We start from the raw sequence: 24,936 nt of genomic DNA on the forward strand, positions 1-24,936 counted from the left end.
TGCCTCCATATTGACGCTTTTACGGGATCATGTCGCTTGCGACTTCCCCTAAAAGCTGAATGCCGCGCACGAGGTTTTCGTCGGTCGGCGTGGTGTAATTGATGCGGAACGACTGGCAGGGCTTTGATTCGTCGGTCAGAAAGGCGTTGCCGGGCACGACGCAGACCTTGTGGTCAATCGCGCGTTTGACAAATTCGAGCATATCGATTCCGTTCGGCAGGGTGCACCAGAAAAACAGGCCGCCCTCGATCGGCAGATAGGTGATTTTCGGCAGAAGCCATCGATTCATCGCATCGACGGCGACCTTCGATTTTTTGCGGTATACCTCGCGCAGGCGGGCAAGATGCGCGCCAAAATCGTATTTTGTCATCAGCTCGTCGCAGAGCATTTGGCCCCAAATGTTGGTATGCACGTCCTCGCCTTGTTTGCATACGATCATTTTCTGAAGAATCGGCTTCGGTCCGACCGCGTACCCAACGCGGATGCCGGGCGCAACGACCTTGGAAAAAGTGCCGGAGTAGAGGACGATGCCCTCCGTGTCGAAGGACTTGATGGCCGGAAGGTCCTCCCCCTGAAAACGCAGGTCGCCGTAAGGGTTATCCTCCAGGATCATCACGCCGTATTTCTTTGCGAGCTCATACATTCCGTGCCGCTTTGCAAGGCTCATGGTCGCGCCGGTCGGATTCTGGAAGTTCGGGATGGTGTAGATGAATTTTACCCGCTTTTCCTCCTTTAATGCCTGTTCCAGGCCTTCCAGGCTGATTCCATCCGATTCCATCGGAACGCCGCGCAGTTTCGCCCGGTAGGAACGGTAGGTGTTCAGCGCTCCGAGAAAGCTCGGGGCTTCGCACACAATGGTGTCCTCTTCATCGACGACGGATTTTGTAAACAGGTCCATGATCTGCTGCGCGCCGCTTGTAATGATCAGGTCGTCGCCGTCCGAACCGATTCCGGACGTTTCTTTCAAATAGGCGGCAAGATGTCCGCGCAGGGGCGTGTAACCCTCCGTCGTGCCGTACTGAAGAGCGTCGATCGGGCGCTGAGCCAGAATTCCCGCTGAAATTTCCGCGATTTCACGAACCGGGAACGCCTCCGGAGCGGGATTTCCGGCGGAGAGTGAAATAACCTGCGGATCGGCGGCATATTTGAAGATTTCCCGGATTGCAGAAGGCTTGAGTTCCAACACGCGCCTGGAAAATTGGTATTCCATAATGATCGACCTTTCTTACTGAATATTTTATTCCCTATTTTAACACAGTTTCCCTCCGGTTGCCAGATAAATCCTAATAAATGATAATATGGTTTTATCCGATTCTTTTCGCCATTATTTTACGCCATGTTATGACAATATGGTCTAAATACAAATCGTATAATAGACTTAGGTCAATTTGGGGACAAGTTGTTCCAATAAACAATGGCGGTGATAGATCCATGGCAAAGGAAAACATCCGGCGTATCCGACTTTCCGCGGCGGCGGCGGCCCCGGCACGGACGGCCGCGCGGCATCTTGCGGCTTTTACGGCGGGCATGCTTTTCGCGCGGGGGACCGTTTTCGGGCAGTACGCGCCGTTCGGCGTTGCGGCGGCGGCAGCGATGCCCTATTCGGTTCTGTGGAGCGCGATTCTTGGCAGTGCCGCGGGGTATCTTCTTCCCTCGGCCGTTACGGTCCCGGTTCACTATCTGGCCGCGCTGCTGGCTGCCGCGGCGATTCGCTGGACCCTGAACGATCTTGTGCGTTTACGCTCGCACCCCGTGTTCGCGCCGGTGGTTGCGTTTCTGCCTGTGCTGGCAACCGGGATGAGCGTGGCGCTGGTCAATGGTTCCGGAACCGCGACGACCGCCATGTACGTGGCGGAAGCCATGCTTGCGGGCGCGGCGGCGTACTTCTTCCGTCGGACGGTCTCCGTCTGGGAATCAGGCCGCAGCCCCGGTGAATGGAGCGCGCAGGAGACCACGTGCGCCGCGTTTTCGGCAGGGCTTCTAATTCTCTCCCTGTCCGGCTTGTCCGCTGGGGGAGTTTCGGCGGGCCGGGTCCTCGCGGTGCTGGCGATTCTGTTTGCCGCGCGGTACGGCGGGGTCAGCGGCGGAAGCGTTTCCGGTGTTGCGGCCGGAATCGCGTTCAGTCTTTCCACGGCGGGCCTGAATTATCTTTCCGGCGCTTACGCTCTGGGCGGGCTGATGGCCGGGCTGTTTTCGCCGGTGGGCCGGCTTGCATCCGCCTGCGCGTTTGTGGCGGCGAATACCATCGCTTCCCTTCAGGTTGGAAATCAGGCGGCGGTGGTGAGCGGCCTTTACGAGGTGATGGCGGCGACCGTCATTTATATGCTGCTCCCGGCCAAAACCGGCAGCGGCCTTGTCGGAATTTTCTCGCGAAGCGACGATTCTTCCCGTGCGGAAGGCTTGCGCCGTTCGGTGATCATGAAGCTGGATTTCGCCGCGAAGGCGCTCGGCAGCGTCTCGGAATCCGTCGAGGAGGTTTCCAAAAAGCTGCAGGTCGTCTGCTCTCCGGATATTAGCAGCGTTTACCACAAAGCTGCGGACGAGGTCTGCCGCACCTGCGGACTGAACGCCTATTGCTGGGACCGAAATTTCACCGACAGCATGAACGCTTTTAACGATCTTTCAGGAAAGCTGAAGGAAAAGGGCCAGATTCAGCGCGAGGATTTCAGCCAGCCGTTCGCTTCGCACTGCGGCCGCCTGAATCTGATTGCGGACGCCGTGAACCGCAACTACGGCGAATATGTGGTCCGCGCCGCCGCGGAGGGCCGCGCGCAGCAGGTGCGGGACGTCGTCGCGGTTCAGTTTGAAACGACGAGCAGCATGCTGGAGGAGATGGCATCCGAGCTGGAGCTGTACGACCTCTTTGACTACGCGGCGGCGCAAAAGGTGGAGGAAACGCTGCGTATCGCCGGGATTCAGCCCTTTGACGTCAGCTGCAGAACAGATCGGTTCGGGCGCATGTCGGTTGAAATCGTATCGGGTCCGGTGGACTGCGCGCGGCTGAGCAAGGCTGAGCTGACCGAGGAGATTTCCCGCGCCTGTTCCCGCACGTTTCAGCCGCCGTGCGTTACCACGGCGGGCGGAAAATGCCGGATTCAGATGACGGAGATGCCTGTCTTTCGCATCAAGTCCGGATGTGCGCAACATGTTTGCGGAAACGGAAAACTCTGCGGTGACAGCTGGGAGATGTTCTCCGACGGCAACGGCCGTCAGATCGCCGTCCTGAGTGACGGGATGGGGACGGGAGGCAGGGCCGCCGTGGACGGAGCGATGGCCTGCGGTATTATGACGCGTCTGATCAAAGCGGGAATCGGATTCGACGCCGCGCTGAAAATCGTGAACTCGGCCCTTTTGGTGAAATCAGGCGACGAATCGCTTGCCACCATGGACATTGCCGCGGTGGATCTGTTCAACGGCCGTGCCGAGCTGTTCAAAGCCGGAGCGCCGTCCGCGATTCTGCGGCGGAACGGGCACGCGGCGGTGATCGACACCCCCAGCCTGCCGATCGGAATCCTGAACGAAACGCGGTTTGCAAAATCCTCCGAAACGCTTGCGGACGGGGATCTGCTGATTCTGATGACCGACGGGGCGCTTTCCTCCGGCGCGGAATGGATTTGTGAAGAGGCGGAGAAGTGGAACGGCCGTCTGCCGCAGGAGCTTGCGGAGGCAATCGTCTCGCGTGCGATATCAAACCGCAGGGACGGCCATGACGACGATATCACCGTTGTGGTTCAGATGCTGACAAAACTGGAGTAAATCTGAAACCGGCCCATTTTCCGTTGAATTAGGCTGCGGAACATGCTAAAATATCCAATGGAGAAAACAGTCGGGAGGAAACAAAATGCAGACTGCCATTGGAATCCTGATGATCCTTGCCGGAATCGCCGGCGCGGTTTTTATGATGAAAAAGGCGGAGCGCAGGGCGGCTTCGGCGCCGCCGGCGGAACCGATCCGCCCGGTTCCGATTGAAGAAGCCGTCGAAGCGCTGAACCGGAAGCTGAAAGAGGATCCGGGCGCAAGGCTTTCCGTGGAGCTCTACGGCCTCGCCAGAACGGACCTTCCGGCCGTCGCACCGGTGACCGAACGCCCGGCGGCCTGCTATAAAACCGTTTCGTATTCGTGCCGTGAAAAAAGCGGCGGGCAGAGGCGGGGATTCCGGTCCGCTTCCAATCTGGAACAGACAGAAGAGTACCGGGAATCGGGCCCGGATGATTTCTATATTATGGATTCCACGTCGGATGAAAAGATCTATGTGGATCTGGAAAGCTTCGGCGACCGGGCGGAGCTGCTTTCCGCCTGCGACAGCTATGAAGAGAAAAATTCCAAATGGATGGACAGGCACCTGAAAAGCTGCCGGCGATTTTTCCCGCGGCTTGGTTCCGATATTGCCGGATACCATGTTCTGGAGTATTTTTACCATGTGAATCAGCCTTTGAACATCGCCGGGGACCTGTACCGGCATGCGAGGCGGTACCGCATCGCGGCGTCTTCCGGGAAGAAGCGTTCGCTGGTCACTTATAAATCAGAGGAACAGGCCCAAAAAGTTCTGCAAAAATCCCGCTTGACGGCGGTTGGGCTCGGCCTGATTGCCGTGGTGGTCGGCATCGGAGTGATCATCGCCGGATTCCGATAAAAAAAAGACGTAAAAATAATTTTTTGGTAATGACAGGAGCCGGATGCATGCGTCCGGCTCCTTTTTGTTGAAGTGGAATTTTTTGCTGAATCGTTTCTTTAACAAGAAAGTAAAGATTACTAATTATTTTTGATATCGATAGCTGAATTCATTGAATTTTCATTAAAATCTCATCCGATCCAAGAAAATGAAAAAAAGCAGTTGACAAAACATGATTTTAGCGTATGATTGTATTAGGACGTTAATACAGTAACAAACCGTTTTATTTTGCTCGGCTTCTGTTGACAATCATAAAATTCGCAGTATTATTTAGGTTGTTGACCGGAAATTCGCTGATTTTGGAAAGGAGTAAAATGATGAAAAAAGGGATTGCCCTTTTATTGACGCTCACATTGGCAGCGGGCGCCACGGTTCCTGCTTACGCGCAAGAAACGGCACAGTCTTCGGATCAGAAGCAAACGGTCGAGGTTACACTCGACAGCATCGAAGATATTATGTCAACCTACAACCTGAATGTAAAGACTTATCTGAACAATCTGAAAATTGCGAAAGACAATAAGGATGATTACGAAGATACCGACAACGAAGAATATTATGACAATCAATACGACGCTGCACAGGTTCAATATGATGAAAATATGAAGAACGCGGTTCTGAACGCAAAGCAAAGTTACCTGAACTACTGTGCGGACAACGACCGTTACGCGGCGGCGCAGACGAGCGCGGAAAATGCGCAGAAGGCATACAACGCAGCTCTTTCTTCCCTTTCCTCCGGCTTTATCTCTCAGAGTGACTGCGACAGCCAGAAAGATAAATACAATCAGGCGCAGAACACGTTGACGCAGCTGGATTCGCAGCTGATAAGGGAAAGAGCCTCCCTTCGCACGCTGCTGAACCTGCCGTCCAATGTCAATATGGATATCAAACCCGTCACGGCGGATGACCTTACCCTGCAGGAGATTCCGAAGATCAATTACAGTGCGGATGTGATCGTCATGCGCGGACTGAACTCCAACATAAAGAAGGCAAAATTGGCTTACGAACTTCAGCAAAACCAAGAAGGGGATCCAGGGTATACAAAAAACACTTTGGATAATGCCTATATTGCGCTTCAGCAGACCAGAACATCGGAAGAGGCTGCGTTTCAGAAGCTTTATGATTCCATGACCAGCGCATATACGGTTTACCAGCAGGCTTTGGACCAGGTACAGCGGAAACAGGCGGAACTCACACAGGAAAGCAAAGCGCTTTCCCTCGGTTACTCCAGTCAGAAATCGGTGGACGAAAAAACCGATGAGCTGAAAACCCTGCAAAGCACGCTCGCCGACGACCGGAATACCCTGTTTACCAGTTATTTGAGCTATATAAATATGAAAAACGGATTTTCAACAGGGAGCTGAATACATGAAACTAAAACCGAAAAAGTTTAAGTTTACCAAAAAAACGGCGGCGATATTGCTGGTAGCGGTTTTGGTCCTGGGGGTTGGAGCGTACTCCTGCTCCGTGCGCGCCAAATCCAAGAACATACATACCAATATTACAACCACCAAGCTGTCAAAAACGAACCTTCAGGATACCGTGGCCGTGTCCGGGACGGTTCACAGCAACGATTCCCACAATGTGTATACGACTTTGACCTATCCGGTTAAAACCGTCAGCGTGGATGTCGGCGACAGTGTGAAAAAGGGAGACGTTCTGGCGGTTTTGGATACCGCTACATTGGAAAAGGACGTTGAACAGCAGCAGTACACGACGGACGATGCGGGTAAGAGCGCGGCGCTTGCTCTCGCGCAGGCCAAAAGAAACTATGATAACGCGCTGTACCTGAACAGCAACGGTTTGAACAACGGCGTAGTAACGGCTCAGGCCGCGCTGAAAACCGCGGCGGATAACTATAACTATCAGAAACTGCTGTATGAAAACGGTCAGATTTCCAAAACGGCGATGGAACAGGCGCAGAGTGATTATGATAAAGCGCAGAAATCGCTGACGATCGCGCAGAATCAGGCGGATCAGGATCTGAAAGCAGCAAAGGAAGCCTATGACAGCGCGGTGCTGAAGGCGGGGGACAAAAGCGCGGATGTCGGGCTGGAAAAGCTGAAGAAAAACCTTGAGGATTCCGTGATTACAGCGCCGGCGGACGGCACCGTTACGGTGAAAAGCGCGACGGTCGGGGCCGTGCCGACCGGAGTCATGTTTGTTATTGAGAATACGGGCGACCTGATCGTAGACACGCAGATCAAAGAAATGGATGCGGCGAGCGTAAAGCCGGGCGACCCCGTAACCATTCAGACCGACGCGACGGGGGATGCGAAAATCAAGGGTACGGTTACAACCATCGCTCCGGCGGCAACCGCGTCGACGGAAGGAACCGGCAACGTCACTTATGCCGCGAAGGTATCCATAGACGACCTGAATTCGTCCCTTCGCATCGGGATGAAAGCCCGTATGGACATTGTTCTTCAGGAAAAGAAAAATGTTTTTGTTGTTCCGTATGATGCCCTGCTGCAAAAGGACGACGGCAACATCATCATGGCGGCGGAAAAAACCGGCGCTCTTTATAAGGCAAAGGAAATTCCGGTTACCACGGGTCTTGAAACCGACGTCTCGGTTGAAATCTCCGGCTCCGGGCTGAAAGACGGAATGCTTATCATCGGAAACTCGGACGGGATTTCCGCGGGTGATACGATTCAGCTGGCAGGGGAGGCCCAAAAATGAGCCGGACGATCATCCAGATGAATTCAATCATTAAAAATTATTATATCGGAACACCGAATGAGCTGCATATTCTCAAAAGTATTTCTCTGGAAGTGGAGGAAGGGGACTTCATTGCCATTGTGGGGGCTTCCGGTTCCGGAAAAAGCACGCTGATGAACATGATCGGCGTGCTGGACCGCCCCACGTCGGGGGAATATATCTTGGACGGGATTTCCATCAAACGGATGAGCGACAATCAGCTGTCGGATGTCCGCAATAAAAAAATCGGGTTTGTTTTTCAGACCTTTAACCTGATTCCCCGCAACAACGCGCTGAAAAATGTGGAACTGCCGATGCTTTACGCGGGAATGGACCGTAAAAAGCGCGTGGAACGGGCGAAAGAGCTTCTGAGTCTGGTGGGGATGGGGGACCGCATGGATCACCAGCCGAACGAGCTTTCCGGAGGGCAGAAGCAGCGCGTCGCCATCGCCCGCGCGCTGGCGAACGACCCGGCCATCCTGCTGGCGGACGAACCGACGGGCGCGCTGGATTCCGAGACCGGGCGAATGGTCATGGATCTGTTCCACAAGGTGCATGAGGAAGACGGCAAGACGATCGTCCTGATTACGCACAACCCAGAGCTGGCGGAGGAAACCAACCGGGTCGTGACGCTGCGCGACGGAATGATTGTCGGCGACAGACCCGGTTCCGGAAAGGCGGCGGTGTAATGTTCCTGAAAGAAAACGTCATTCTTGCGGTCGCCGGTCTGAGGGCGAATAAAATACGCGCGTTTCTGACGATGCTCGGCATCATCATCGGCATCGGCTCGGTCATTGCGATTGTTTCCATCGGGGACGCGGTGACCAATAATGTTTCCGATACCATGGCGGGCCTGGGGGCAAACAACATTTACGTTTATGTTGCTCCGAGCGATAACGACAGCATTTACGGGCAGATGAACGGATCAGGGACGGAGAAGATGGACGACAGCGATCTGCTGACCTTTGAGCAGATTGAGCAGGTGCGCAAAAAGTTCTCCAATGAAATCAGCGATCTTGCACTTTATGAATCCGTCGGCAGCGGCAAGGCGCAGGATGGGCATAAGTACGCGAATGTAACGATTTACGGGGCAAATCCGGGATTCGGTTCGGTTGAAAATGTCGATGTTCAGAAGGGCAGATTTCTGACGGACCGCGATATCAGCGGAAACCGGAGTGTCGCGGTGGTTTCCGATAAGCTGGTTTCCAACATGTTCGGCAGTGGAACCGATCCGCTCGGCCAAAAAATCAACGTGGACACAAGCGACGGCGTGGAATCCTACACGATCGTCGGCGTGTACAAATATGTTCAGCAGGGGTTCGGCGGCGCTGCCGTCGCGGACAAGGACATCAGCACGACGCTTTACATTCCGGTCAGCGTTGCCAAGGAAACGTCGGATAACCAGAACTATTCCTCGTTTGAAATCAGGCTGAAGAATGTGAACGATACCCATGCGTTCACGGACCGGATTGAGTCCTACATGAAACGGCTGTACGCCAACAATCCCAAATACACGTGCTCGGCTTACAATATGGAGAACATGCTGTCCTCCGTGACCTCCATGATGGGGACCATTTCCATTGCGATCGCCGCGATCGCCGCGATTGCCCTGATTGTCGGCGGCATCGGCGTCATGAACATCATGTTGGTTTCCGTGACCGAGCGCACGCGGGAAATCGGCACGCGCAAGGCTCTTGGCGCGCGCAGCAGCTATATCCGGATGCAGTTTATCGTGGAGTCGGTCATCATCTGCGTCATCGGCGGGATAATCGGGATTATCACGGGAATCGGATTGGCTGCGGCGGGGGTGGCCCTGCTGAAGATGAAGCTGGTAATTTCCGTGCCGATCATTTTCATCAGCGTCGGATTTTCCATGCTGATCGGCATTTTCTTCGGATATTATCCGGCGAAAAAGGCCAGCCAGCTGGACCCGATCGAAGCGCTGCGATACGAATAAGCGGAAAAAATCCCCTTTGAAAGGGGAACTCCATACCCCGGCGGCGCCCGATTGGCTGCTTGTTGAAAAAGTCCGGCGGAAGCTGGGCTTTTTCGTTGTAATACGGCAAAACAGAAGCAGACAATAAAAGAAGTTGAAACGGGAAAAACTGCGCAGAAACGCAGTGGAATTTGTGAACACGGACTTATTGGTGCCACAAGAGCATCTGCTGTGGAAGATTGACAGCACGGTGGATTCCTTCCATTTCTATGATTTTGATAAAGAATGATACTGTGAGGACAACGGCCGGACCCAGCGTGGGTCCGGCCATTCTGTTTGAAGATTGTGTTTGCTCAACATCGGTACGAAATCCCCACTTGGGCCGGACGATTCAGTCGGATTCTTTTTGCATTCTCCAAAGGGTAGAACGGCTGATATGAAGCATGCCGGCAATTTCCTTTTGCGTATATCCCAATTTGTCGGATAAATCATGAAGCATATCCGCAGAAGCGTCCGTGACCCCGGGCGCGTAATGGTACCGGCTGAAAACATCCGCCAGCAGCCGCTTTTCCCCAATACACTCGCGGAGGATGCGCGAAAATGATTTTTCTTCTCCCTGCGCATTCAGAAAAAGAGAAAAGCGCGCGCACACATTATGAAGTTCGCGGATGTTTCCCGGCCATGAGTACATCCGGAGAAGGGAAAGGTCATCATCCGGAATCAGAACCGGTCCGGCCTCTACTTTATGATTCAAAAATTGCCGGAAAAGCAGAAGAATATCTTCCCCGCGCCTGCGCAAAGGAGGCAGTTCGAGCTCAAGCTCATTCAGCCGAAACAGCAAGTCCATACGAAACCCGTCTTTCAGCATATCCTCCGGATTTTTATTTGTCGCCGCGATCACCCGTACGTCGACGGGTATGATTTTGTCGTCTCCGATCCTCATAATCTCGTGTTCCTGCAAAACCCGCAGCAGCTTGACCTGCAGCGCCGGGGATACGCTGCCGATTTCATCGAGAAAAATGGTTCCGCCGTTAGCAAGCTCAAAAAGGCCCCGGTGCCCGCCTTTTGCGCTGCCGGTAAAAGCGCCCTCCTGATAGCCGAACAATTCGCTTTCCAGCAAATTATCCGGCAGCGCGGCACAGTTGACAGCCACAAAACTTTGCCCCGCGCGTTCGGAATAGTTGCAGATGCTCTGCGCCAAAAGTTCCTTTCCGGTGCCGGTTTCCCCGAAGATTAAAATATTGTAATTCGTTTTTGAATAAAGTTTTGCTTTATTCAGGGTCTTCTTCAGTTCCGCGCAATTTCCGAGGATATCAGAAAAATGATATTTCGAAATAAACCCGCTTTTGCTTAACAGCGCGCGCTGTTTGATCAAATAAGACATTTCTGATTTTCTGAAGTCGGAAAGGTCGGTGATCAAAGCAGTTGCGGCGGCCTCCACGGCCGGGTCTTCCGTCATCAGAATTTTGCGAAGATGCAGCTGACGGTTGTGGTACAGTACGACCGTATCCTCAACGCGTGATTTTTGCTGAAAGGTGGAGGTCAGTTTCAACTGCGGGAACAGGGTTTCAGCCTGTTTGCCCAGCGCGTCGGACGCCGTTACCCCCAGATAGTTTTCGGCGCTTGGGTTGTAATTTGTAACGGCTCCGAAGCGGTCGATACTGATGATCCCGTTCGGCGACTCTCCGATTACGGCGGCATAATACATCATATCGCTCTTTTTCTTTCTTAGCCGCTGCGCGAATATTTTGGCGGTGCGAAACGCGTTGATAATGACCTGAATGCCGGGATAAATTAACACGCCGGTTAAACCGAGCTGCGCGGCAACCTCACACGCGTACCCTCCTCCCATGATGAGAGGGCAGCCGCAGTCCCTCATCTTTTCCGGCAGATCCGTATTGCGGTTATAAATGATTTTTTTGATTTGGATTCCCAAAAAAGGTTCAAGCAGGCTGAAATCATAGTTCAGCCTGTTTTGATAGCAGGCAATGCCGATCCGGTCGGCCTTCTTCGACGCTTCCACAATATGCTGCAGATAATCCTGATACCCCACTTCAATACCCACGATTGGGATGTCATAAGAATGCGAAATGGTTTCAAAGTTCGAGCTGCCGGCAATAAAAACCTCCGTATTGTTTTTTAAAGCCAGCCGGATGCTTTTGTTTAGTTTTTGCCCCTGTGTTGAGACGCAGGTTATTTCCATCTCGGGATCGTTGAGCTGCCGGACGGCATTCAGCGCCAGTTCATGCAGCTTACCGTATGTAAAACAACAGATTCTGTATTTCTGAAACATTTGTGTCCGCTCCTTTCAACGAATCGGCCGGCTGCCCATCCTCCACAGTATAGCACAAAGATACGCAGAAGAACATCTAAATTGACTAAATTGTAACTTCATATGCTGGATACAGTTATTGAAATAGTAAAAGGTTACTGTTAAAAATATGTTTCAAAATTCCGATCGTCTGAAATTTTGAAACATATTTTTTTTCGGTGTAACGATTCTATCGTATTTTGCGAAGGGATTCATCAGATTCTCAAATCGGTCAAGCCGCCGGTGCCGGCCGCTTCCTCCGCTCCTGATAAGAATTTTCATCCCTTCCCGATGAATCTGGCATGACTTTTGCTGATTCAGGAGGTTGTTCGGGTACAACGTTCCCGAAAACGGCATGTCCTAACGAAAGGATGAAGGAAAAATGGAGTATGAAGGACTACTGAAAGGTTGCAAAGTCCTCGACCTTACCAGAGTGCTGGCAGGCCCTTACTGCGCAATGCTTCTGGCCGACATGGGTGCCGACGTCACCAAAATTGAAATACCCGGGAAAGGCGACGACTCCCGTGCCAACGCGCCCATGGTTCAGAGCAACGGGCTGAAAGAAAGCGCGTATTACATGAACCTGAACCGGAACAAACGCGGAATGACTTTAAACCTGAAAAGCCAGGACGGCAAGGATATTTTCAAACAACTCGTAAAGCAAAGCGATATTGTTCTGGAAAATTACCGTCCCGGCGTCATGGAGCACCTCGGACTGGGCTACGACGAGCTGCGGCAGATCAACCCCGGAATCATCTACGGCTGCGTCTCCGGATTCGGGCACTACGGCCCTTACAGCCAGCGCGCCGGGTATGATATTGTGGGGCAGGCGATGTCCGGCCTGATGAGCACTACCGGATGGCCCGGAGGCCCCCCCACCAGGACCGGGACCGCCATTGCCGACGTAGTCGGCGGTTTAAACTGCGCCATCGGCGTTCTTGCCGCATATTCGCATAAACTGCAGACGGGGGAAGGTGAAAAAGTCGACATCTCGCTGGTGGACGGCATGGTTTCCGCGCTTGAAATCATCAACATGATCTATTTGGTTCAGGAAAGAGTTCCCACCCGGATCGGCAACCGTTATGAAGCCGTATACCCCTACGACACGTTTCGCGCAAAGGGGGAAGATCAGTACGTCGTGATCGCTGCCGGCAACGACAAGCTGTTCGGGCTGCTGGCCGGTGTAATGGGCCGGCCCGAGCTTACGGAAGACCCCCGCTTCCGCACAAATATTCTCCGCGTCCAAAATCACGAAGCGCTGAAACCGATCGTGGAAGCATGGACTGCTCAGTACACGATTGATGAAATTGTCGACATGCTTCTGAAAGTCGGATGCCCGGCGGCGCCGATCAACACCATAGACCGCGTGGTCAAGGATCCCCACATTTCCGGCGCGCGAAAAATGTTCGTGGAATGCAACCATCCAATCGGCAAGTTGACAATTACCGGCAACCAGATTAAACTGACCAACCACCCCATTGAAGAATTCCGCCCCGCGCCTCTGCTCGGCCAGCAAACCATGGAAATTCTGGGCGAAAAGCTGGGTCTCAGCGATAGCCGGATCAATGAATTGAAAGCGAAAGGAGCTCTGTAAGGAGGTGATTACGATGAAAAAAATCGACGTGATAGAGGTCGGTCCCCGCGACGGTTTTCAAAACCTGCCCGATTATCTGCCCGTTTCGGACAAGCTGACCGTCATCGACAATCTGGTGCAATCGGGCGTAAAACACATGCAGATTACATCTTTTGTCAATCCCAAAGCGATTCCCCAGATGAAAGACGCCGGTGAAGTCGCCCGCGCCTGCCTTCGGAAATACCCGGAGCTTGATTTGTTCGCGCTCATCCCGAATTTCAGGGGCGCGCAGTCCGCCCGGGAAGCCGGAATAAAAAAGGTAACCAACGTGATTTCGCTGAGCGTCAGTCATAATAAAGCAAATATCAACCGGACACATGACGAATCGTTTGCAGAACTGGCAAAAATCAAGGAGTCTTTTCCGGAGCTCGACGTTTGTCTGGACGTCGCGACGGCGTTCGGCTGCCCGTTTGAGGGAAAGTTTCGCAGGGTGGAGCCGCTTCTCGGTTTCCTGCAGCGCGCCTGGGGCCTTGGAGTTACAACGTTCAATCTGTGCGATACCGTCGGTTTGGCGGACCCGGCACAGGTTCGCCTTTTTCTGAAAGCGGTTAAAGAGAAATTCCCCGCCGCCAGGGTGGAAATCCACATTCACGACACGCGGAACATGGGGCTTGTCAATACCCTTGCCGCCGTGGAATCCGGAATAGACGGAGTGCAGGCAACGCTCGGCGGTCTGGGCGGCTGCCCGTTCGCTCCCGGTGCGTCGGGGAATACGGCCACGGAGGACCTTGTTCTGATGCTGAACGAGATGGGATATGAAACCGGGATTTCCTTTGAGAAAATTCTTGCGGCGGCAAAGGCGGAATATCAGATGATTCCAAACGGAATTTACAGCGGCCATAATATCCGAATCAAAAGCGGCTTGTGTTGCTAAAAATATGTTTCATAAATTTTTATGTAGGAAATAATGAAACATAACTCAATAAATCCGCCCTGCTGACATGACCTGTATTGGCGTATTTTATCTATAATTTTCTTAATGTATCTGCATTTTTTGACGATTTGTATGTAAATGGCACAGATTTTGCTATTATACTAAATCAGTGCCTGTTCACTGCTGCAAAACCGGGTTTCGCGCTTTGACCGATTTGCAGGCATTTGTAAAGGCGCAAATAATTAGAACAGGAGTTTGTATTATGAAAAGGAAACTTGCACTGTTTTTAACCTTTGCACTTCTCACAACTTCCCTGCTGAGTGCCTGCGGCGGCTCAGGGGCGTCAACGCAGACCGCCTCAAATCCGGGCGGCGCCGCATCCTCCGCGTCGGGGGGTGACGCTTCAAAGGACCCAGCGGTTACATTCAAGGTTAACAATACTCATTCCGGGGAAGGCGTCCAGGACACCACGATGGACCTGCTGATTAAATTGTGCGACCAGTACTCCGGCGGCACGATAAAAGGAACAAAAATCGCAGGCGGCAGCCTGGGCGGAGAACGTGAAATGACGGAAATGGTCCAGCTTGGAACCCTGGATGTCGGCCTGATCGCGGACATGGGAATCGATTCGTCAATCGGCGGACTCGGCTGGGCATGGCTTCCGTTTATGATTACCTCTTACGATCAGGTTGACAAATATTATATCAACGGATGGATCGGGCAGGAGCTGACCAAAGAGATGGCCGCGAAGGGAATTGTTCGTGTGGCGGCTACGGAAAATGAATTCCGCGAATGCGGTACCGTATCGCGCCCGATTCAATCCATGGACGACTTTAAGGGCCTGAAAATCCGCGTGCCGGAAGTTGACGCGTGCCAGGACTTCTACAAGGCCTGCGGTGCGATTCCCGCCGCGATCAGCACCAGCGAAACCCTCGCGGCGCTCGAGCAAAAAACCGTGGACGGCGTTGACAACTCGGTTTACAATCTGAAATCCATGGGCGTTCTTGACGACATTAAATATGTGACTATGCTAAATTACATGTATTCCGGCGCGTCCATTGTATGCAGCCAGTCCTTCTGGGACAAAATGACCCCCGCGCAGCAGGCCGCATTTACAAAGGCCGCGACGGAAGCCGGCGCGAGCTTCCGCAAATCCATGCGCGCCGACACTCAAACCATTATAAAGAACGGTAAATTCAAGACCTACGAAGTGAAAGAAGATTCCCAATTCTATAAAGATCTGAAGAAAGTTGCGGTAAACCTGTGGTCCACCTATAACAACAAGTTCGATTCCTCCATCATGGAAAAAATCAATAAGGATTTTGGCGTTTAAGCCGGAATCTCGCCGATTCAAACGTTTGTGAAAGGAAAACAAAGCAGCGGCGGATTCCAAAATTGAATCAATCCGTCTGCTGCTGTTTTCTTTAAAAACCGTTTTTAAATCCATTTGGGATGTGAGGGTACTTGATATGCAGAAAAAAAGCGCCGAAAAAACCTTCCGTAAAATTGAACACGGCATCGTCGCCGTGGAGAATATCTTTCTGGTTGTTTCGCTGGTCGCCATGGTCGGCAGCATTGCGATTCAGGTCGTCTGCCGTTATCTTCTGATGATTTCCTCCCCTTGGTGCGAAGAGCTCGCGCGGTATCTTTTTGTGGCTCTGACATTTATCGGGGCCGCCCGCGCGTTTGCGACCAAGGAGCACATCGGAATCGACCTTGTGGACACGATCGCCGAGAAAAAATGCAAAAATCCTCAAAAGGTGATCGCGCTGTTTAATAAGCTTGCGATTCTGATTACGTTCCTCTTTATCGTTTTGTTCTCTTATCTTTATTTTGACTATCTTCAAAGCATCGCAGTGCACCCGCAGGTTTCTGCGAGCATGCACATCAACATGCTGATTCCGATGAGCAGTATTCTGATCGGCAGCATTCTGATGGCCTACCACGATATTTGCCGTCTCTTTTATTCCTATCAAACAAATGATGAAGCAACGGAGAGTGCTTGATTAAAGGAGGATAAAAACAATGAGCCCATTGGCATTACTCGGTATTTTTCTGCTGTTCTTCCTTGGTCTGGCCATGTGCTTCAAAGTTCCGGTCGGGTATTCTATCGGCATGGCAACGCTGGCCGTACTGTTCTTCGACGGCTTAAGCAGTAAAATTCTCTGCACGGTCGCCTTTTCCGGTCTGGACAGCTTTCCGCTGCTTGCCGTTCCGCTGTTTATTTTTGCGGGCGCAATCATGCAATACAGCGGCATCGCGGCCGCGCTGATTGAATTGATCGATTCCCTGGTGGGGCGCCTGCGCGGTTCCCTGGGCGCCGTAACCATTCTGACTTCTGCGGCGTTCGGCGTTTTGACCGGCTCCTGCCTCGCGACCATCAGCTGTGTGGGCGGCATCATGGTCCCGGAAATGAAGAAAAAGGGGTACTCGGCCAGCTACTGTGCGGCGCTGGCTGCCGCGGCAAGCTTTCTGGGAATTTTAATTCCGCCGTCCGTACCGGGAATCATGTATGGTTTGTGCGCCTCGGTCAGTATTTCTCAGGTATGGATGAGCACCGTCGGACCCGCTCTTATCTGCATCGTCGCCTTTATGGGAATCAACTACTTTGTGCAGGGGCGCAGGGAAGAAAAAAGCACGGTCCGGATTACTTTTCCCCTTTACATAAAAAACGTCGGAACGGCTTTTCTGAGCTCCATTCCCGCGCTGATTATGCCCGTGATTATTTTCGGAGGAATCTACGGCGGCATTTTTACCGCTACCGAAGCCGGTGCCGTCGCTGTCGTTTACGGAATGATCTTTTTCCTGTATAAAAAGATATTTCATAAAAACGAATTGACTTCCAAATTCCTCGGCCTAACTTTAAATGCGGCGATCTCAACCGCGGCTATTTGTATTCTGATCGATTTTTCCAACTGTTCCGGCCGCGTCATCTCCATGATCGGCATTGCGGAAGCGATCAAAGTTTTTGTCACCGCCCATATTGCGAGCGGCGCCGTCTTCCTGATCTTTGCCAATGTCATTTTCCTGATTGCCGGAATGCTGATCGATATTAACGCCGCGATCCTGCTCATCGTTCCGCTTCTGCTGCCTACCGCAACGGCAATGGGAATCAACCCGATCCACTTCGGCGCCATTATTCTTGTCAACCTGAGCGTTGGATTCATAACGCCTCCCTTCTGCAGCTCCGTATTCATGGCCCAGAAAATTTCCGGCGCGCGGTATGTGGATATTGTAAAAGATGTTATGCCCTTTGTTATCGCCAGCCTGGTCGTCGTATTGCTGACCACCTATATCCCTGCAATTTCCACTTTCATTCCGAACCTGCTGGCATAAACAAACTTTCCTTTCCAATCACCTCACTTTGGCCTTAACGCAAAAGAAAAATGGAATCGCTCCGGAGAGAGCGGTTCCACTTTTCTTTATTTCAGACTTCTGCGTTCAAAGGCGTTTTTGATCTTCAGCTCATCGCGGTATTTTGCAACCGTTCTGCGTGATAGGTTAACTCCCGATCCCTTCAGCTTTTCCGCAAGCGCGCTGTCGCTAAGCGGTCTGGCAGCGTCTTCCTCCCGAATCAGCCTGACAATCATTTCCTTGACCGCGTGGCTGCTCATCGTTTCTCCGCAGGACGCCACGCCGGCGCTGAAAAAGTCCTTAAACAGACGCGTGCCAGCGGGCGACTGAAGATATTTTTCCCGAATTGCCCGGCTGACGGTCGATTCATGAAGCTTCAGCTCGCTCGACACCATGCTGAGATTCAGCGGCGCCAAAGGACCTCTGCCCTCGAAATACTCTTTCTGCCTGTCGAGGACCACGCGCGTCACTCTAAGAAGGGTATTGCGCCTTTGCTCAACGCTTTTCACAATAAACTGCGCCCGCCGGATTTTTTCTTTCAGGTACTCCGTCGTGCCCGGGTCTTTCGAATGGTGATACAGAGCTTCATACATTCTGCTGACGCCGACGGATCCGATCCACCGGTCATTGAGCGTAATCTCCCAGGAGTCTTCCTGCCGGTCGATTAAGACGTCCGGTATGATGTAAGCCGGATTCTCCGGGCATCCAAACCCGCTGCCAGGGCGCGGGTTCAGGGTGTGAAGGACCGCAACGTATTCTTTCACCTCTTTGATCGGAAGAGAAAGCTGCCGTGCTAGTTTATGATAATGGCCATAGGCGACCTCAGGCAGGTGATTTTCTACGATCGAAGCAAGATTGCGGTCCCAAAGGCCTTTTGCCTCCAGCTGGAGCAGCAGGCACTCGCAAAGGCTGCCGGCCCCCACTCCGGCGGGCTCCATGCCCTGAACCGCGTCAATGCATTTTCGCACCTGATCCGGGCTGCAGTTTGTAAGGGAACTGATTTCGTCCGCCGAAACCGTGAGATAGCCGTCCTCATCCAGAAGGTCGATGATATACTGAATCAACTGGATTTCCCGCTTTGTATACATACGCAGCCTGATTTGGGATTTCAGTGATTCCTGCAAAGAAATCGTTTGGTCTTCTTTCCGTGCAGGCTCCCGCTCCTCATCGTCCCATTCAATGCTCTCGGGGCCGTGTCCCTGACGGCAAAACCAATCGCCGACCGAACGGATCTTCTCCTCTTCCGAACCGCCTTCCAGCTCCAGCACGGGATTTTCCATTTGCTCGCGCTGCAAAAAATCATACAATTCGCTGTTGTTCATCATCAGAATCTTCAGCGACTGAGTCTGCAGGAGCGACAACGTTTGCTTCTGGCTGATTTCCTGCAGTAAGTCCATCCCAAATTCCTCCCCGCTTTCATCTCTCAAGTTCAATATAGCAGCAATTTGCCGTATCATAATAACAATTCGGAAAATGAGAGCAAAGCCGGTTCGAAGCAAGCATCAAATTCATGGAAAATTAGGATTAAAAGCCATATGCCGAGGATCAAACATATGGTTATCCGGTGAAAGGCCGCGGCCGCTGATCAAATGACATTCGAGCTTCCATCAAGTCCCCGTCACTGAAAACGCAGGTTGTTCGGGCACGAAATGCCGCCGACAGCCTGCTTTTTCATATCCGCCGGCGGATGCTTCCCGAACGGGCGTAAGCCTTTAAACGAGCGAAAGTTCAATGTCAGCCTGTTCGATGAAGCTTTTCCAGTCGGAGGACAGTCCGCTGTCGGTGATAATCATATCCATTTCATTGAGCTGAGCAAAATAAGCCGGGCTTACCTTGCCGAACTTGCTGGAATCCGTAATCAGGATTTTTGTCTGCGCGGACTGGATGACCGTGCGCTTGTTTGGGACCTCGTAATTGTTCGCGCAGGTTATTCCCAGCTTTTCATGGACGCCGGTGGCTGAAATAAACGCCTTGGTCGCCCGGATTTCCCCGATCAGCTCAATGGATTGGGGGGATTCGAACAGCTGCTCGGTCGGGTGGTAATACCCGCCTGGAAAAATCAGCTTGGTCAGCGTTTTATTGATGAGGCAGGAGAGCACGTTGTAATTGTAGCAGAGCACCGTAATATCCATGTCTTCCGGCATGTACCGCGCGAGCTTGTCCGCGGTGGAGCCGGAGTCGATGATGACCACGTCGCCCGGTTCAATCAGGGTTGCCGCAAATTTCCCGATCCGGTCCTTTTCTTCGTTTTGCTGTATTTTTGCCGAATACAGCTCGTAATTCGAAACGGTGTTCTCGACGACGCTGTTTCGACGATAGGTTGCGCTTCCATAGCTGCGGTCCACAATGGCTTCGCTTTTCAGCGTGTCGAGATCGCGGCGGATGGTCATTTCGGAAACGCCGAGAAGCTCGGCCAGCCGCCGGACCGACACGGTTTCATTTTCTTTTAAAATCGCGACTAATTGATTGAGCCGTTTACTTCGGTTTTTCATGTCCACATACCCAAGTTTCTTTACTTACAGCAATTCCAGTTGAATTGTAGAAGTTACTTATGTCCCTCCCCCGCATTCGGCGGGGAGGGACATGTCCAATCTAAATTGGAAATGCTGTAACGTTATAAATTGATACTATCATTATACCAAATTTCTGAAAGAAATCAACCGATTTCCATTTTTTTGATTGATGTCCACCTGATCAAACATGTATATGTTCGTTTTAATCTAAATTTTGTTACATATATGTTCGACTTTTAATAAATTGTTTGATACTGTTGTAAAAAGCAACATATTTTAAAGAACTATCTCGATAATAACAACGAAATTGTTTTTTTGTATTGACTTAGTGTTCGATTCAGCTCATAATTGTGTTCGAATGCAGGGCATATCACACAGGAAGTGATCTTAAAACTTATAAAATTTTGGCGTTTCATTAAATCGGACCGCCGCCGGAAAGGATGGAAAAAAATGAACGCAGCGGAAAAAAAGAAGCTTCAGATCCTTGCCTGCAAGGTGAGGCTAGGCGCAATCGAAGGGGTATATCGCGCCAAATCGGGACATCCGGGCGGAAGTCTGTCGGCCGCCGACCTTTTTACATACCTGTATTTCAGGGAGATGAGGGTGGACCCGGCGAATCCGGGGGATGAAAACCGGGACCGCTTTGTACTGTCCAAGGGACACAGCGCGCCGGGCTTGTATGCGGCGCTTGCCTTAAAGGGATATTTCCCGATGGAGGAGATCAGTCGGCTGCGCCGCATCGGGGCCATGCTCCAGGGGCATCCGGATATGAAGGGGACGCCGGGCGTAGACATGAGCACCGGTTCTTTGGGGCAGGGCTTTTCCGCAGCCTGCGGCATGGCGCTTGCCGGCAAGATGGACCGCAGGGACTACCGCGTTTTCACCCTGCTGGGGGACGGGGAGATTGAAGAGGGCGAAATCTGGGAGGCCGCAATGTTTGCCGCCCACCACCGGCTGGATCATCTCTGTGTGATTGTGGATAACAACGGACTGCAGATTGACGGCTCCGTTGAGGAAGTCGCCGGGCCGGCTCCGATTGACGAGAAATTCCGCGCCTTCGGCTTCGACGTTCAAACGATCGACGGTCACAGTTTCGACGAGATCGAAAAGGCGCTGAATCACGCAAAAACCGTCAGGGGAAACCCCTGCGCCATCCTCGCAAAGACGGTAAAAGGAAAGGGCGTATCTTTTATGGAAAACCAGGCCGGCTGGCACGGAAAAGCCCCGAACGACAAACAGTATGCGGTGGCCAGGAATGATCTGAACAAGATACTGCGCAGACTGGAGGCGGAATAATATGGCGGAAAAGGTGAAAAAGGCGACCAGAGAAAGCTACGGAGAGGCGCTGAGGGAGCTGGCGGAAGAATATCCGCGTGTGGTCGTTCTGGACGCGGATTTGGCGGAAGCGACCAAGACGGCGCTCTTCAGGGACGCATATCCGGAGCGTTTTATCGACTGCGGCATCGCGGAATGCAATATGGTCGGTGTGGCGGCCGGCCTGGCCTCCTGCGGTAAAATTCCGTTTGCCACCTCTTTCGCGATGTTTTCCGCGGGCCGCGCTTATGAACAGGTGCGCAACTCCGTCGGCTATCCGAGGCTGAATGTAAAAATCGTCGGTTCCCACGCGGGCGTTTCCGTCGGGGAAGACGGAGCAACTCACCAGTGCTGTGAAGACATCGCCCTGATGCGCACCGTGCCGGGGATGGTCGTTCTCAACCCTGCCGACCACTACGAGATGAAGGCGGCGGTGAAAGCGGCCGTTGAGTGGAAAGGCCCGGTTTATATCCGCCTGGGAAGGCTCGCGGTGGAGAGCTTCAACAATTCGGACGGCTACAGTTTCGAGCTTGGCAAAGGCATCACGCTGCGGGACGGCAAAGATCTTACGATTATCGCCACCGGACTGATGGTGTCGCGCGCGCTGGAAGCGGTGAAAAATTTGGAGAGACAGGGCGTTGACGCCAGACTGATCAACATCCATACGATCAAGCCGATTGACAGGGAACTGGTCGTACGGGCGGCGAGGGAAACCGGAAAAATCATCACGGTGGAAGAGCACAGCGTGATCGGCGGACTGGGAGACGCGGTTTGCGGCGTTCTTTCCGGGGAATGCCCGGTGCGGGTCGTTAAAATCGGGGTGAACGACCAATATGGTCACTCCGGCCCGGCGCAGGACCTCCTCGACGAATTCGGGCTCAATGCCGACCACATTGCGGAAACCGCGCGGAAGGTTATGGAACGGTCGTAACGGGCCGGATGCGCCGGAGCCTGAAACCCGGCCGCATCATCCCTGACGGAATATCTGAAATGACGGAAAAGGAGCTATGGAGTATGAATCGGAATACGGTCGTGATCGGCTGCGACAATGCCGCAGTGGAGTTAAAAAAGACGATTGCCGGCTATCTGGAGGAAAAAGGCTGCCGGGTGGAAAATGTCGGCTGCGACGAATCCGGCGACCCAACCAATTACCCGACCGTTGCAAAGCGGCTCTGCCGGAAGATCATCGACAGCGGTTACAACAAACGCGGGATTTTGATTTGCGGCACGGGGATCGGCATGGCAATGTGCGCGAACAAGTTCAGGGGAATTCGCGCCGCCGTCTGCCACGACGCCTATTCCGCGGAGCGCGCCGCGCTGAGCAACAACGCAAACGTCCTCTGCATGGGGGCCCGAGTCATCGGACCGGAGCTTGCGAAAAAAATCGTGGACGAGTGGCTTCCGCTGGAATTCAAGGGAGGCCGTTCCACCGTCAAACTGGAGGAAATCTCCGGGATTGAAGCTGAAAATTTCCGGTAGCTGCTGATCATAACAGAAAGGGGCTTTTCATGGACCGCAGGAAAAAGATTTATTTGGGCACCAACACCAAGATGTACAAGACCACGGCGCAGACTGTGGCGTTTTTAAAAAGGCTGAACCAGTTGACGAAGGATATTTCACGCGACAGGATGGAGCTCTTTGTCATCCCTTCCTATCCGTCCCTCGCGGCTGCGCGGGAAAGCGTTCCGAGACAGAGCGTTTCCCTGGGCGCGCAGAACATGGCGTGGGAAGAGGAGGGGCAGTTCACCGGGGAGATTTCTCCGCTGATGCTTCAGGAAGCCGGCGTGGATCTCGTCATGGTCGGACATTCCGAGCGCCGCCATGTGTTCCGTGAAACGAATGAAGAAGAAAACAAAAAGGTTTTATGCGCTCTGAAGGCCGGGCTTTCCCCGCTGCTCTGCGTTGGGGAGACCGCCGGCGAAAAGGGGTTCGAAATCGCAGAGGAAGTGATCCGCACCCAGCTGAAGATCGGCCTGTACGGCGTCATGCCCTGCGAGGCGAGAAAAATCCGGATCGCCTACGAGCCGGTATGGGCCATTGGGGTGAACGGCGTGCCCGCCTCCAAGGAATATGCCGATCAGATCCACACGGTGATTCGCAGGACGCTGACAGAGCTGTTCGGCGCCGAGGCCGGCGGGGATGTTCCCGTTCTTTACGGCGGAAGCGTAAACCCGCAAAATGCAGAGGAATTGATTTGGATGCCGGGGATCGACGGGCTGTTCATCGGCCGCAGCGCATGGGACGCGGACAACTTCAACGCCGTCATCCGCAAGGTGCTGCCGGTGTTCGAAGAAAAACGCGCGGGGGGAGGGTGCCGAATGAAGCCGTCCCAGCTTTACGCGCTGAATGAGTCCATCCGCGATCTGGATTACGTTCTTGCCGCCTACTATCTTGAGCTGCCGAAGGAAGCCGACGTGGTGGAAAAGGCGGCGGGAATGGCAATGGGCCAGACGATCGGCACCTGGGTCCCGGTTCCGGGAATTACGGACGAAATGAGGGAAAAGCATATGGGGAAAGTGGTCAATATCATTGACCTTCCCCCGTGCGACCTTTCCACTCAGGTGCAAACGGAGACGGCCGCCTACCTGATTCAGCTCGCATATCCGGTGTCCAATTTCGGGGCGCAGTTTCCGCAGATGCTGGTGACGCTGCTCGGGAACGACGCTTCCACTTCCGCTCAGGTGAAGCTGGTGGATCTGCAGCTTCCGAGAAGCTTTGTCGGGGAGTTCCGGGGGCCGCGGTTCGGGATCGAGGGTCTGCGCAGGCTGACCGGGGAGCCGGAGCGCCCGCTGCTTTTGAACATGATCAAACCCTGCACCGGTTTTACGCCGGACGTGGGAGCGAAGATTTTTTACGAGACGGCTCTGGGCGGCGTTGACTTCATCAAGGACGACGAGCTGCTCGGCAATCCGGAATTCTGCCCTGCGGCGCAGCGGGTGAAAGCGTATGGGAAAGCCTCTGACGCAGCGTATGAAAAAACCGGGCACCGCGCGATTTACATCTGCAATGTGACGGACCGCGCGGACCGCGTGCTTGACAACGCGAAGCGCTGTGTCGAGGCCGGCGCGAAAGCCGTCATGGTCAGCTATGCCGCGGTCGGCTACAGCGTGGTACGCGCGCTTTCGGAAAGCGTGGGGGTACCGGTTCTGGCTCATTATGCGGGCAGCGGACCGCTGTTCGAGGGCGTTGCCAGCGGTCTTTCGTCCCCGTTTGTCACCGGGCTGTTTCCAAGAATGGCCGGCGCGGATCTGATCATGATGAATACTCCGTACGGCGGATACCCGCTGAAATACCAGAAATATATTCAGGCGGCGCATCAGATGTCCCTGCCGTATTATCATTTGAAACCTTCCATGCCGATTGCGGGCGGCGGCGTGCACCCGGGCATTGTCGAACGCTATGTGAAGGATCTGGGGACTGATATGATTCTCGGCGCGGGCGGTTCCGTTCAGGGGCATCCGATGGGGGCGGCCGCCGGCGCGCGGGCCATGCGCCAGGCAATTGATGCCGCGATGGCGCGCGTCCCTGTGGAGAATGCCGCGAGGGAGCACGAGGAGCTGCGCGCCGCGCTGGAACGATTCGGGCGCGACGGGTAGACGCGTTTCAAGAACCTGCCGGCCGGTTGCCCCTAC

General features: G+C 53.4%; 20 protein-coding genes. 16 read left to right on the forward strand and 4 right to left on the reverse strand.

Annotation, left to right across the window (positions count from 1 at the left end):
- Positions 1–19 precede the first annotated feature (19 nt).
- The gene (locus HCR03_RS15925) at positions 20–1,210 is read right to left on the reverse strand and encodes an aminotransferase-like domain-containing protein (RefSeq protein WP_066642013.1); all 1,191 of its coding nucleotides are present in this window, start codon (positions 1,208–1,210) and stop codon (positions 20–22) included.
- 221 nt (positions 1,211–1,431) lie between these two features.
- Here HCR03_RS15925 and HCR03_RS15930 point away from each other — a divergent pair, with 221 nt between their 5' ends.
- The 7 genes from HCR03_RS15930 (at position 1,432) to HCR03_RS20185 (ending at position 9,594) form a co-directional block, all read left to right on the forward strand.
- Complete coding sequence (locus tag HCR03_RS15930) at positions 1,432–3,756, forward strand: SpoIIE family protein phosphatase (RefSeq protein WP_187035337.1); 2,325 nt, start codon at positions 1,432–1,434, stop codon at positions 3,754–3,756.
- 85 nt (positions 3,757–3,841) lie between these two features.
- Positions 3,842–4,633, forward strand: a complete 792-nt coding sequence (locus HCR03_RS15935) for a hypothetical protein (RefSeq protein ID WP_187035339.1) — start codon at positions 3,842–3,844, stop codon at positions 4,631–4,633.
- Between the two features lie 353 nt (positions 4,634–4,986).
- Entirely contained in the window at positions 4,987–6,033 is a 1,047-nt protein-coding gene (locus HCR03_RS15940; RefSeq protein ID WP_187035341.1) for a TolC family protein, read from the forward strand.
- A gap of 4 nt (positions 6,034–6,037) precedes the next feature.
- Positions 6,038–7,351 (forward strand): efflux RND transporter periplasmic adaptor subunit, encoded by a 1,314-nt coding sequence (locus tag HCR03_RS15945; RefSeq protein ID WP_187035343.1) that lies wholly within the window; start codon positions 6,038–6,040, stop codon positions 7,349–7,351.
- Positions 7,348–8,058: an ABC transporter ATP-binding protein gene (locus tag HCR03_RS15950; protein WP_156989846.1), complete on the forward strand. Its 711-nt coding sequence runs from the start codon at positions 7,348–7,350 to the stop codon at positions 8,056–8,058. The genes HCR03_RS15945 and HCR03_RS15950 overlap by 4 nt, the downstream gene beginning before the upstream one ends.
- On the forward strand, positions 8,058–9,326 hold the full coding sequence (locus tag HCR03_RS15955) for an ABC transporter permease (protein ID WP_066642027.1): 1,269 nt from the start codon (positions 8,058–8,060) through the stop codon (positions 9,324–9,326). Before HCR03_RS15950 ends, HCR03_RS15955 begins: the two co-directional genes overlap by 1 nt.
- A gap of 133 nt (positions 9,327–9,459) precedes the next feature.
- Positions 9,460–9,594, forward strand: a complete 135-nt coding sequence (locus tag HCR03_RS20185; protein WP_267459189.1) for a hypothetical protein — start codon at positions 9,460–9,462, stop codon at positions 9,592–9,594.
- Between the two features lie 102 nt (positions 9,595–9,696).
- On the opposite strand, the gene HCR03_RS15960 is transcribed toward HCR03_RS20185, so the two are convergent.
- Entirely contained in the window at positions 9,697–11,598 is a 1,902-nt protein-coding gene (locus HCR03_RS15960; RefSeq protein WP_156989847.1) for a sigma 54-interacting transcriptional regulator, read from the reverse strand.
- A gap of 400 nt (positions 11,599–11,998) precedes the next feature.
- Here HCR03_RS15960 and HCR03_RS15965 point away from each other — a divergent pair, with 400 nt between their 5' ends.
- The 5 genes from HCR03_RS15965 (at position 11,999) to HCR03_RS15985 (ending at position 17,459) form a co-directional block, all read left to right on the forward strand.
- Positions 11,999–13,210 carry a CaiB/BaiF CoA transferase family protein gene (locus HCR03_RS15965; RefSeq protein WP_066642036.1) on the forward strand — a complete coding sequence of 404 codons (1,212 nt, stop codon included), beginning with the start codon at positions 11,999–12,001 and terminating at the stop codon, positions 13,208–13,210.
- 13 nt (positions 13,211–13,223) lie between these two features.
- Entirely contained in the window at positions 13,224–14,123 is a 900-nt protein-coding gene (locus tag HCR03_RS15970; RefSeq protein ID WP_187035345.1) for a hydroxymethylglutaryl-CoA lyase, read from the forward strand.
- 262 nt (positions 14,124–14,385) lie between these two features.
- On the forward strand, positions 14,386–15,456 hold the full coding sequence (locus tag HCR03_RS15975) for a TRAP transporter substrate-binding protein (protein WP_066642043.1): 1,071 nt from the start codon (positions 14,386–14,388) through the stop codon (positions 15,454–15,456).
- 136 nt (positions 15,457–15,592) lie between these two features.
- Positions 15,593–16,129, forward strand: coding sequence for a TRAP transporter small permease (locus tag HCR03_RS15980; RefSeq protein WP_066642045.1), 537 nt, complete (start codon positions 15,593–15,595; stop codon positions 16,127–16,129).
- Positions 16,130–16,148: 19 nt separating this feature from the next.
- The gene (locus HCR03_RS15985; RefSeq protein WP_187035348.1) at positions 16,149–17,459 is read left to right on the forward strand and encodes a TRAP transporter large permease; all 1,311 of its coding nucleotides are present in this window, start codon (positions 16,149–16,151) and stop codon (positions 17,457–17,459) included.
- An 86-nt stretch (positions 17,460–17,545) separates the two neighbouring features.
- Here HCR03_RS15985 and rpoN read toward each other — a convergent pair whose 3' ends face one another.
- Positions 17,546–18,874, reverse strand: coding sequence for an RNA polymerase factor sigma-54 (gene rpoN / locus HCR03_RS15990; RefSeq protein WP_187035350.1), 1,329 nt, complete (start codon positions 18,872–18,874; stop codon positions 17,546–17,548).
- A 315-nt stretch (positions 18,875–19,189) separates the two neighbouring features.
- Positions 19,190–19,969: a DeoR/GlpR family DNA-binding transcription regulator gene (locus tag HCR03_RS15995; protein WP_066642286.1), complete on the reverse strand. Its 780-nt coding sequence runs from the start codon at positions 19,967–19,969 to the stop codon at positions 19,190–19,192.
- A 471-nt stretch (positions 19,970–20,440) separates the two neighbouring features.
- Here HCR03_RS15995 and HCR03_RS16000 point away from each other — a divergent pair, with 471 nt between their 5' ends.
- The 4 genes from HCR03_RS16000 to HCR03_RS20650 all read left to right on the forward strand — a co-directional run bounded on the left by HCR03_RS16000 (position 20,441) and on the right by HCR03_RS20650 (position 24,900).
- Positions 20,441–21,286 (forward strand): transketolase, encoded by an 846-nt coding sequence (locus HCR03_RS16000; protein WP_066642055.1) that lies wholly within the window; start codon positions 20,441–20,443, stop codon positions 21,284–21,286.
- 1 nt (position 21,287) lies between these two features.
- Complete coding sequence (locus HCR03_RS16005) at positions 21,288–22,235, forward strand: transketolase family protein (RefSeq protein WP_066642057.1); 948 nt, start codon at positions 21,288–21,290, stop codon at positions 22,233–22,235.
- Positions 22,236–22,318: 83 nt separating this feature from the next.
- The gene (gene rpiB / locus HCR03_RS16010) at positions 22,319–22,783 is read left to right on the forward strand and encodes a ribose 5-phosphate isomerase B (protein WP_066642295.1); all 465 of its coding nucleotides are present in this window, start codon (positions 22,319–22,321) and stop codon (positions 22,781–22,783) included.
- Positions 22,784–22,812: 29 nt separating this feature from the next.
- Positions 22,813–24,900 carry a triose-phosphate isomerase gene (locus HCR03_RS20650; RefSeq protein WP_407926814.1) on the forward strand — a complete coding sequence of 696 codons (2,088 nt, stop codon included), beginning with the start codon at positions 22,813–22,815 and terminating at the stop codon, positions 24,898–24,900.
- Positions 24,901–24,936 lie beyond the last annotated feature (36 nt).

It is taken from the genome of Caproicibacter fermentans (genome assembly GCF_014303955.1).
Taxonomy (GTDB): Bacteria; Bacillota; Clostridia; order Oscillospirales; family Acutalibacteraceae; genus Caproicibacter; species Caproicibacter fermentans.

What these genes read in the sequence shown, in the direction of transcription:
- HCR03_RS16000 (WP_066642055.1), top strand. Translation starts at nt 20,441, where the DNA reads ATGAACGCAGCGGAAAAAAAGAAGCTTCAGATCCTTGCCTGCAAGGTG.
- HCR03_RS15930 (WP_187035337.1), top strand. Translation starts at nt 1,432, where the DNA reads ATGGCAAAGGAAAACATCCGGCGTATCCGACTTTCCGCGGCGGCGGCG.
- rpoN (WP_187035350.1), bottom strand. Translation starts at nt 18,874, where the DNA reads ATGGACTTACTGCAGGAAATCAGCCAGAAGCAAACGTTGTCGCTCCTG.
- rpiB (WP_066642295.1), top strand. Translation starts at nt 22,319, where the DNA reads ATGAATCGGAATACGGTCGTGATCGGCTGCGACAATGCCGCAGTGGAG.
- HCR03_RS20650 (WP_407926814.1), top strand. Translation starts at nt 22,813, where the DNA reads ATGGACCGCAGGAAAAAGATTTATTTGGGCACCAACACCAAGATGTAC.
- HCR03_RS15925 (WP_066642013.1), bottom strand. Translation starts at nt 1,210, where the DNA reads ATGGAATACCAATTTTCCAGGCGCGTGTTGGAACTCAAGCCTTCTGCA.
- HCR03_RS16005 (WP_066642057.1), top strand. Translation starts at nt 21,288, where the DNA reads ATGGCGGAAAAGGTGAAAAAGGCGACCAGAGAAAGCTACGGAGAGGCG.
- HCR03_RS15950 (WP_156989846.1), top strand. Translation starts at nt 7,348, where the DNA reads ATGAGCCGGACGATCATCCAGATGAATTCAATCATTAAAAATTATTAT.
- HCR03_RS15940 (WP_187035341.1), top strand. Translation starts at nt 4,987, where the DNA reads ATGATGAAAAAAGGGATTGCCCTTTTATTGACGCTCACATTGGCAGCG.
- HCR03_RS15975 (WP_066642043.1), top strand. Translation starts at nt 14,386, where the DNA reads ATGAAAAGGAAACTTGCACTGTTTTTAACCTTTGCACTTCTCACAACT.
- HCR03_RS15980 (WP_066642045.1), top strand. Translation starts at nt 15,593, where the DNA reads ATGCAGAAAAAAAGCGCCGAAAAAACCTTCCGTAAAATTGAACACGGC.
- HCR03_RS15955 (WP_066642027.1), top strand. Translation starts at nt 8,058, where the DNA reads ATGTTCCTGAAAGAAAACGTCATTCTTGCGGTCGCCGGTCTGAGGGCG.
- HCR03_RS15945 (WP_187035343.1), top strand. Translation starts at nt 6,038, where the DNA reads ATGAAACTAAAACCGAAAAAGTTTAAGTTTACCAAAAAAACGGCGGCG.
- HCR03_RS15965 (WP_066642036.1), top strand. Translation starts at nt 11,999, where the DNA reads ATGGAGTATGAAGGACTACTGAAAGGTTGCAAAGTCCTCGACCTTACC.
- HCR03_RS15985 (WP_187035348.1), top strand. Translation starts at nt 16,149, where the DNA reads ATGAGCCCATTGGCATTACTCGGTATTTTTCTGCTGTTCTTCCTTGGT.
- HCR03_RS15995 (WP_066642286.1), bottom strand. Translation starts at nt 19,969, where the DNA reads ATGAAAAACCGAAGTAAACGGCTCAATCAATTAGTCGCGATTTTAAAA.
- HCR03_RS15970 (WP_187035345.1), top strand. Translation starts at nt 13,224, where the DNA reads ATGAAAAAAATCGACGTGATAGAGGTCGGTCCCCGCGACGGTTTTCAA.
- HCR03_RS15935 (WP_187035339.1), top strand. Translation starts at nt 3,842, where the DNA reads ATGCAGACTGCCATTGGAATCCTGATGATCCTTGCCGGAATCGCCGGC.
- HCR03_RS15960 (WP_156989847.1), bottom strand. Translation starts at nt 11,598, where the DNA reads ATGTTTCAGAAATACAGAATCTGTTGTTTTACATACGGTAAGCTGCAT.